This window comes from Burkholderia sp. Ac-20365 (assembly GCF_017104715.1).
GTDB lineage: Bacteria > Pseudomonadota > Gammaproteobacteria > Burkholderiales > Burkholderiaceae > Paraburkholderia.
Window position 1 is genome coordinate 143,027 of record NZ_JAAGPI010000024.1, and the last position, 8,110, is coordinate 151,136.

Here is an 8,110-nt window from a genome sequence, read left to right on the forward strand (position 1 = left end):
CCTACAATGAAATTGTCGTTGTTCCATCGATCAGGAGGTCACTGTGATCGAGCATCTGATTCTGGGCGCGTTTCTGATCGTGCCGCTTCTAATCGTCGCGTTTCTGTTTTCCGACGAACTCTGGCAGGAACATCGCCAGGCCTTGCACGATGACGACCACCACAAGCGGATGGACTGGCGACATCCGATTCGCAGCCTCTTGCATCACTAGGCGGTTGACCGCTTCGTGAGCGCCGGGAGGCTGCCATGATGGCCTTCTCTTTCTCGTGGACGGAATACTGGCTGTTCATGCTCGCGCTGATTCTGATCAGCGTCGCGCTGACGTCGCTTTGCGGTTCGGTGCCTCGCGCGCCAGAACCGCCGCCGGAGGATGACGCTTAGACGTTTTCCCGCGCTTCTTTCTCGCCTCGATGTGTTGGTTCACGCGGCACGCCGTGTTGGATCGGCACCGTCTCCTGGGCGTCGTGTCCGTTATCAAAATGACGCCCAAATAACTGTCTGTTCGCCCGATTGTCATGCGACGCGCATGCGTACGCTTGAGTCCATGCGATGTCGTGTTTTTGCGGCTCGATATCGCGAGATACCTATTTGTTTTTATAGGTAGCGACTGGATAAATTGCGGCTAAAGTGAATCATCAGAAGTAAACAAACTTTGGCCTTGTCGAGACGTCACGGGGGACAGCATGAACCGTTTGATCGATCAGGAAATCGCGCACATTTCGCGTGTCATGTGGCCATCGCTGCTCGGAGATATGAGCAGCCCAATTCTTTCTTCGGAGTACTGGCGCATGCGTCTGCACGCGCTGCTCGATGCTCCGTCTCTCACCAAAGTGCAGTTATGCGCGATCGACGGTCTGCTGCTTCGCCTCGATCACCATGATCGACATGGTGCGAACGGGTCGACGCCTGCTGTCGAGGTGTCTGAAGAAGCTGGTGCGGACCACGGCACTGAGCGGATCGCCATGCATGGTTGATCGCGGCGTCACGTTTGTGGTCTTGTAACCTCCATTATTCAGGCTCAGCCACTTATTTGCGGATGCTATGGGCGCATGCATCTAACGCTGTGTACCTTAAAATTCACTCACGCTCAGATTGCTGTAAAACCTCAAGTATTTCGCCATCTTCCATTTAAATTCGGGGAAATCGACGGAAGTCCCTATACCTGTGTACCTAAAAACTGCGCGTCGACGAAATCGGCCCAGACCTGCATCTCGCGCGCAGTGATGACTTGCTTGCCGGCATCCTCTGATTCTTGCGCGGATCGCAGCTCGCCAAGATGACTCAATCCTGTTCGGCGGAAGTCGTTCAGCACGAAATGTTCGGCTTCCAGCGCTAGCGTCTTAACCGCCTGATTCAGGGTGCCCTTCGCAATCGGTCGATTCTCGCTGCCTCGTGTTGACGGGAACACATAGCCGCGGCCGTGTCTGATACCGAACAGCTCACGCAGCATTGCCAGCGCCTGTTTTGAAAGATAGACGCGGCGCTCGCGGCCATTCCCCGCGCGCGCGGCGGGAATCGTCCAGACGCCGGCGTCGAGGTCGAATTCGCGCCATGTCGCTTCAATCAGCTCGGATTTGTTTGCCATGGTGAGGACGAGCAGATTGAGCGCGAGTTTCAGCGGGCGTCGAATGCTCGACGTGTGGATCGCACGCAGCAACCCGCCGATCTCGTCTGCCGTCAGCACGCGCGTGCGGCCGTCTTGCGTCGCGACCGAACGCGCGGCGATGGCATCGGCAGGATTGGCCGTGGCGAGCTGTCGCGCGATCAGGAACGCGAACAGGCGTTTCGCGACGTTGCGCGTATGCAGTGCCATCTGCGGCGCGCCGCGCTGCTTGATCGCGTCGCAGATCGACTGGATGTCGTCCGTCGTGACTTGCGCGATCGGCTTGTGGCCGATGGCAGGGAGGATGTCCTTGTCGAGTGCGCGTTGCGTCGTGCGCCGGTACTCATCGGACTTGCGGGCCATCGCCGACGCCAGATAAAGCTCGGCGCCGTCGCGCAACACGTCGATACGCTTTTCGGCGCCGCGATCCTGTCTCGCGATCGAAACGGGCGACAAGCCTTGCGCGACCATCTCCGCGTATTTCTGCGCGCGAGCGCGGGCAACGCGCAGCGACACTAGCTGATAGTCGCCGATGGTGACCATCGGCTGTCGTTGTCCGTTGAGTGTGTAGCGGAATCGCCAGACCTTCTTTCCGGTCGGCATCACTTCAAGAATGAGACCCTTGCCGTCCGCAACGCTGTAGCGCGTCGCGCGAGGCTGCAAGGTGCGGATGTGGGATTCGCTAAGCGGTATCGCGAGTTTCGGCATATGGCGGATTTCGGTACACAGGGTGCTTCAGATGCGAAGTGTACAGTGTTGTGTACCGAAAACCGATCTGTCTACGACTGAAATAGCGCCTGAAATACGAGGCTGGCTGCGTGTTCTACTTACCGATACAAAACCTGCTGAAAATTACACCAAGCAGATCGTCGGACGTGAACTCACCGGTGATCGAGTTCAGTTGATCCTGAGCCAGACGCAGCTCTTCAGCGAACAGATCAAGAGCCTGCGCGTTCTGATCGGCATGTTCGGCCGCGAGTCCCAGGTGTTCTTGCGCCGCCCGAAGCGCAATCAGATGGCGTTCACGCGCGAGATAAACGCTTTCCGCGCCGGCCTGCCAGCCCGCAATGCGCAGCAGTTCGCCGCGCAACAGGTTGATCCCGTCGCCTGTCTTGGCGGATAGCCGGACTTCGCAAGAATCGCCCTCGCCTTTCTGGTTCAAGCTGGCAACGACGGGCGCGACGCCAGTAAGATCGGTCTTGTTCAGCACGCGCACGACGGGCACGCCCGCCGGAAAACGCCCGGCAATTGCGTCGTCGTCGGCCGTCATGCCGGAACGTGCGTCGAGCAGATGCAGCACGACGTCGGCGCGCTCGATTTCGCCCCACGTCCGCTCGATACCGATTTTCTCGACTTCGTCCTCTGTCTCACGCAGGCCGGCTGTGTCGATCACATGCAGCGGAATGCCTTCGATCTGGATCGTCTGCGCGACCTTGTCGCGGGTCGTGCCGGCGATCGGCGTGACAATCGCGAGTTCCGCGCCCGCGAGCGCATTGAGCAGCGACGATTTACCGACGTTCGGTTGCCCTGCCAGCACGACCGACAGACCCTCGCGCAGCAGCGCGCCCTGCCGGGCCTCGCTCAGCACGAGTGCAAGACGCTCACGAATGCGCGCAAGCTTGCCGCGCGCGTCGGCGGCTTCGAGGAAATCGATCTCTTCTTCCGGGAAGTCGAGCGTCGCCTCGACCAGCATCCGCAGCGTGATCACCTCTTCGACGAGTGCGTGGATATCGCGCGAGAACGCGCCGTCCAGCGAACGGCCGGCCGATCGCGCAGCCGCCTCCGTGCTGGCCTCGATCAGATCCGCGACGGCTTCGGCTTGCGCGAGATCGAGCTTGTCATTGAGGAACGCCCTGCGCGTGAATTCGCCCGGTTCCGCGAGACGCAGACCGAAGGCGCGCCCCGCGTCAATGCAGCGTTGCAGCACGAGCTGAAGCACGATTGGGCCGCCATGTCCCTGCAACTCGAGCACATGCTCGCCGGTGTACGAATGCGGCGCCGGAAAATACAACGCGATACCGCGATCGAGCGCATTTCCTTCAGCGTCGAGGAAAGGCACATAGCTCGCGTGACGAGGCGCCAATGGGTGGCCGGTGAGCGCCTGCATCATCGGTTGCGCGGCCGCTTCACCAGCGCGCCCGAATGAAATCCGCACCACGCCTATCCCGCCGCGGCCGGGCGCAGTGGCAATGGCGACGATCGGATCGGAATCTGTGGCGAGCATGGCGGAAATGAGCGGAGACGAGATGGACGAGACGCGCACGAAGCGTGCGCCGAACGCCTGGCATTGTAACGCGGGGCTTTGCGATGCCAGCGCGGGCGTGCTTCTCATCGGGCGAAAGTTACCCCAAGATTTATCTTGCTCGGGCTAACGGCGTTCTGCCGCGTAACTGGAGCAATTTGGACGATTCGTGTAGTCTGATCCCTACACATGAAGGCAGAGCGGACATCGAAGCCTTCGATGTAATGATTCCGATCGTTTGCTGCAGCAAGATAGGCAAATCTCAGACACGTAAAATCTAGCGTGTACAGTTGTCTACCTGCGACGCGACGGACTGCACAATCTGCGGATGCCAACCGTCGAAGAAAAAGCGGCTTTTGCCGAGCGACTCAAGTTCGCGATGAGACGCGCCCCGGAAAGACTTAAGGGCGGGACCGATCTCGCATTGCATTTCAATCTGCGCCATCACGGCGATCAGCCAGTGTCGCCGCAGACCGTGCACAAGTGGCTGAGCGGCCGCACCATTCCTACGGACGACAAACTACGCACGCTGGCGATGTGGTTCGAAGTGGATGTCCATTGGCTGCACTATGGACCTTCGCCGAACGGGTCGACACGTAACGTGCCGAAACCACTGGAGCGCGGCGAGAAATATCCGCTTTCCGCTGAAACGCTCGAACTGGCGTCGAAGATCGAATCATTGACCCCGCATCATCGATACCTCGTGCAGGAACTGATCGCGCAGTTCTACGGCGACGCCGACAACGCTTGAGAAAAACTGCAGACGTAAAAAAAGCCGCCCGGCTGAAACCGGGCGGCTTTTTTGTTGGTTCAGATCGGATCGGACGATCACCTGTCCGATCCAGGCGCTCGATCAGGTAGCAGCCTTTTTCTTCTGACCCATCATGCGCGTGATGTAGTACTGCTGTGCGATCGACAGCACGTTGTTCACGACGTAGTACAGCACGAGACCGGCCGGGAAGAAGAAGAACATGACCGAGAAAGCGATCGGCATGAACATCATCATCTTGGCCTGGACGGGGTCCGGCGGCGTCGGGTTGAGCTTCGTCTGAACGAACATCGAGACGGCCATCAGAACCGGCAGGATGAAGTACGGATCTTGTTGCGACAGATCGTGAATCCAGAGAATCCACGGTGCGCCGCGCATTTCTACCGACGACAGCAGCACCCAGTACAGCGAGATAAACACCGGAATCTGAATCACGACCGGCAGACAGCCGCCGAACGGATTCACCTTCTCAGTCTTGTACAGCTCCATCAGAGCCGCGTTCATCTTCTGCGGATCGCCCTTGAAGCGTTCACGCAGTGCTTGCATGCGCGGCGTGATTTCCTTCATGCGCGCCATCGACTTGTAGCTCGCAGCCGACAGCGGGAAGAACACTGCCTTGATCAGCAGCGTCAGCAGCACGATCGCCCAGCCCCAGTTGCCGACATAGCTGTGGATCTTCTCGAGCAGCCAGAACAGCGGCTTCGCGATGATCGTCACCCAGCCGTAGTCCTTCACCAGTTCCAGACCCGGCGCGATGCCTTCGAGCATGCGCTCTTCTTCCGGACCGGCGAACAGACGCGCGGAGACGTCGATGGTTTGACCCGGGTTGATGGTCTGCAGCGGCTGCTTGACGCCCACGCGATACAGCGACGGATCGATCTTCTCGACGTAGATGTCGCGCTTGACGCCCTGCTGCGGGATCCACGCCGACGCGAAATAGTGCTGCACCATCGCGATCCAGCCGTTGTCAGCCGAGGTCGCGTAGTCCTGCTTGTTCTTGTCGATGTCGCCGAACGTCAGCTTCTGGAAGTGATGCTGCTCCGTGTACACAGCCGGTCCGATGAACGTGTGCGAGAAGCGCGGCGTCTCTACAGGCTGGCTGTCACGCACGAGTTCCATGTACGCGGTCGGCTTGACGGGCGTCGTGCCGACGTTCTGGATCTTCGTGTCGACGTCGATCACGTAGCTGCCACGCGTGAACGTGTAGGTCTTCACGACCTTCAGGCCGCCCTTGTCCGGCGATTCGAACGACAGCTTGAGCGTGTTGCCCGTCATGTCGGTCGCCTGACCGGGAACGGGCGTGAACACGTCGGTGTGGTTCGGGAAATCGCCGCCGAGCAGGCCCGTGCGTGCGAGATACGTGTGGTCGGCCGTATGGTCGAACAGCGTGATCACCTGATCGGGCTGCTTGCCCTCGCCCGGCTTGACCAGCGTGAGCTTCGACAGCGTGCCGCCACGCGTGTCGATCTGGCCGCGATAGACGTCAGTGCTGAACGAAACCAGCTGCGCCTGTTGCGCGGCGGGTGTCGTCGAGCCCGGTGCCGCGGCGTTCGTCTGCGGCAAATCGGCCGGCTGGCTTCCTGCAGGCGACGAACCCGGCGCAGCGGGGCTCGCGGTCTTGGTCTGCGTCGCGCTCGGGAAGAACATCGACGGGCGTCCATGGTCGCGCTGCCAGTTGTCGAACAGCATGACAGCTGACATGAAGAAGATGACCCATAGGACGGTGCGTTTGATATCCATGCGTTGTCTCAGTGTCGATGGCACAGCGCGTCAGCGCTTCTTAGGAGTTGGAGGCGGGACAAGATCGATGCCACCCGCCGAAAACGGGTGACAGCGGCACAGGCGCTTGGCTGCGAGATAAGTACCACGCGCGGCGCCATGATACTGGATTGCCTCGCGCGCGTAATCCGAACAGGAGGGATAAAAACGGCACCGATTGCCGAGCATGGGACTCACGGCAATCTTGTAGAAACGCAGCAAGGCGAACAGTACCGTTTGCATGACTAGTGCGGCGCGACTTCGCCGCCCGATAAACAGCGCCGCGAGACGGCCGCGCCCGAACGTAGCGCGGATCTCATGACGCGGCTGGCGGCGTCTGCGCCGCCTGTCCTGCCGATGCCGCCGGCGTTTCGCGACGCGCGATTTCGCGCGCCACCTTGTCCAGCAGCACATCAATCTCACCGCGGCACACCGTCTTCAACGGTGGCGACGATCCGCTGGGCATCGCCTTCCTGTCGAATTTCGTGTGCAGCCGCAGCAGCACGTCCCAGCCGCCGAACTCCGCGCGACGCAAACGAAACGCATCGCGTGCGAGGCGTTTCACCAGATTGCGCGTCACCGCGCGCGGCGCATATTTCTTGCCGATCACGAGGCCGAGACGCGCTTCGTTGCCGGTTGGCCGCGCGTACACGACGAAATGAGCGGTACGGCGCCACGGGCGCAAACGAAAAACGGATGAAAATTCATCCGTTTTTAGCAGCCTTGCGGCTTTGGGAAAGGCTGCGGACGCCTGCAACGGAACAGAGTTCTGATGCGGCGCGTCTGCCGTTCCCGCACCGTCGCGGGTGTCGGACACAGCGCGCACTCGGCTAGACCGCGTGTCGCCTGCCTTAGATGGCGAGGCGCTTGCGGCCCTTTGCGCGGCGTGCGTTGATGACCTTGCGGCCGCCAGCGGTCTTCATGCGAACGCGGAAGCCATGGGTGCGCTTACGGCGCGTCACGGAAGGTTGGTAAGTACGTTTCATGTTGCTCTCACTTGTTTGAGAAATAACCGCGCGAGCATCGCTGAAAGTGCAATGGCCGGAGGTTCGAAAATTGGTTTTCGCGGAACCCGCTATTTAAACCGGTTTTCTCTGAGTCGTCAATAGTTTAGGGCAATGATCCACAGGCGGCGTTTGTAAACCTTGTTTGATCAGGCCCTGTGGATAACTCACTTTGCACGACGTTTTGGCGTTAGAATCTCGCCTTACTTCCCAAGAATCCTGCACGCCGCCCCGGCCCGCTTGACCCCGCAAACCCTTGTGGCACAAGCGTCTGGGGCTTTTCCGCCTGGCAGCTTCGGGCCTCGTCGCGTATCCCGCGACCAGAGCGCCGGCGGAATCGCGTCGCAACCATAACGATAGCAACTTGATGAACGAATTCTGGCAACACTGTTCCGCACTGCTGGAGCGTGAATTGACGCCCCAGCAGTACGTGACGTGGATCAAACCGTTGGCCCCGGTCGCCTTCGACGCCGCTGCGAATACCCTGAGCATTGCCGCGCCGAACCGTTTCAAGCTGGATTGGGTCAAGAGCCAGTTTTCGGGCCGCATCACCGACCTTGCGCGCGATTTCTGGCATTCGCCCGTCGACGTCCAGTTCGTCCTCGATCCCAAAGCCGGCGTGCGTCCGGCGCCCGCCGCGCCGTCGCGGCCTGCGCCTATGGGCGTGAACAGCGCCGTCGCGGCCGTCGATGCTGCCGTCGGCGCCGTGCAGGCGGCCCAGTCGGCGCGCATGG

At 60.4% G+C, this 8,110-nt stretch carries 11 protein-coding genes; 5 read left to right on the plus strand and 6 right to left on the minus strand.

Features of this window, described 5'->3' with window-relative positions; all coding sequences use genetic code 11:
• Positions 1-43: 43 nt before the first annotated feature.
• The 3 genes from G3O01_RS30660 (at position 44) to G3O01_RS30665 (ending at position 974) form a co-directional block, all read left to right on the plus strand.
• The gene (locus G3O01_RS30660) at positions 44-211 is read left to right on the plus strand and encodes a hypothetical protein (protein WP_205810575.1); all 168 of its coding nucleotides are present in this window, start codon (positions 44-46) and stop codon (positions 209-211) included.
• Between the two features lie 35 nt (positions 212-246).
• Positions 247-381 carry a hypothetical protein gene (locus G3O01_RS45600; RefSeq protein ID WP_277403061.1) on the plus strand — a complete coding sequence of 45 codons (135 nt, stop codon included), beginning with the start codon at positions 247-249 and terminating at the stop codon, positions 379-381.
• A gap of 302 nt (positions 382-683) precedes the next feature.
• On the plus strand, positions 684-974 hold the full coding sequence (locus tag G3O01_RS30665; protein WP_205810577.1) for a hypothetical protein: 291 nt from the start codon (positions 684-686) through the stop codon (positions 972-974).
• A 182-nt stretch (positions 975-1,156) separates the two neighbouring features.
• Here the strand turns inward: G3O01_RS30665 and G3O01_RS30670 are convergent, their stop codons facing one another.
• Positions 1,157-2,311, minus strand: a complete 1,155-nt coding sequence (locus G3O01_RS30670; protein WP_205810578.1) for an integrase arm-type DNA-binding domain-containing protein — start codon at positions 2,309-2,311, stop codon at positions 1,157-1,159.
• 115 nt (positions 2,312-2,426) lie between these two features.
• A complete protein-coding gene (mnmE, locus tag G3O01_RS30675) occupies positions 2,427-3,827 on the minus strand; it encodes a tRNA uridine-5-carboxymethylaminomethyl(34) synthesis GTPase MnmE (protein WP_205810606.1) in 1,401 nt (466 codons plus the stop codon).
• A 346-nt stretch (positions 3,828-4,173) separates the two neighbouring features.
• Here mnmE and G3O01_RS30680 point away from each other — a divergent pair, with 346 nt between their 5' ends.
• Entirely contained in the window at positions 4,174-4,596 is a 423-nt protein-coding gene (locus G3O01_RS30680; RefSeq protein ID WP_205810580.1) for a transcriptional regulator, read from the plus strand.
• A 102-nt stretch (positions 4,597-4,698) separates the two neighbouring features.
• On the opposite strand, the gene yidC is transcribed toward G3O01_RS30680, so the two are convergent.
• From yidC to rpmH, 4 genes are all read right to left on the minus strand, one after another.
• Complete coding sequence (yidC, locus tag G3O01_RS30685) at positions 4,699-6,354, minus strand: membrane protein insertase YidC (RefSeq protein WP_205810587.1); 1,656 nt, start codon at positions 6,352-6,354, stop codon at positions 4,699-4,701.
• A gap of 30 nt (positions 6,355-6,384) precedes the next feature.
• Positions 6,385-6,615, minus strand: coding sequence for a membrane protein insertion efficiency factor YidD (gene yidD, locus G3O01_RS30690; protein ID WP_205810589.1), 231 nt, complete (start codon positions 6,613-6,615; stop codon positions 6,385-6,387).
• A gap of 73 nt (positions 6,616-6,688) precedes the next feature.
• Complete coding sequence (gene rnpA / locus G3O01_RS30695) at positions 6,689-7,198, minus strand: ribonuclease P protein component (RefSeq protein ID WP_205810591.1); 510 nt, start codon at positions 7,196-7,198, stop codon at positions 6,689-6,691.
• A 25-nt stretch (positions 7,199-7,223) separates the two neighbouring features.
• Positions 7,224-7,358 carry a 50S ribosomal protein L34 gene (rpmH, locus tag G3O01_RS30700; RefSeq protein ID WP_004198824.1) on the minus strand — a complete coding sequence of 45 codons (135 nt, stop codon included), beginning with the start codon at positions 7,356-7,358 and terminating at the stop codon, positions 7,224-7,226.
• A 385-nt stretch (positions 7,359-7,743) separates the two neighbouring features.
• On the opposite strand from rpmH, the gene G3O01_RS30705 reads away from it, so the two are divergent.
• Positions 7,744-8,110, plus strand: a 367-nt coding sequence (locus G3O01_RS30705; protein ID WP_277403062.1) for a DnaA N-terminal domain-containing protein, incomplete at its 3' end; no start/stop codon positions are given.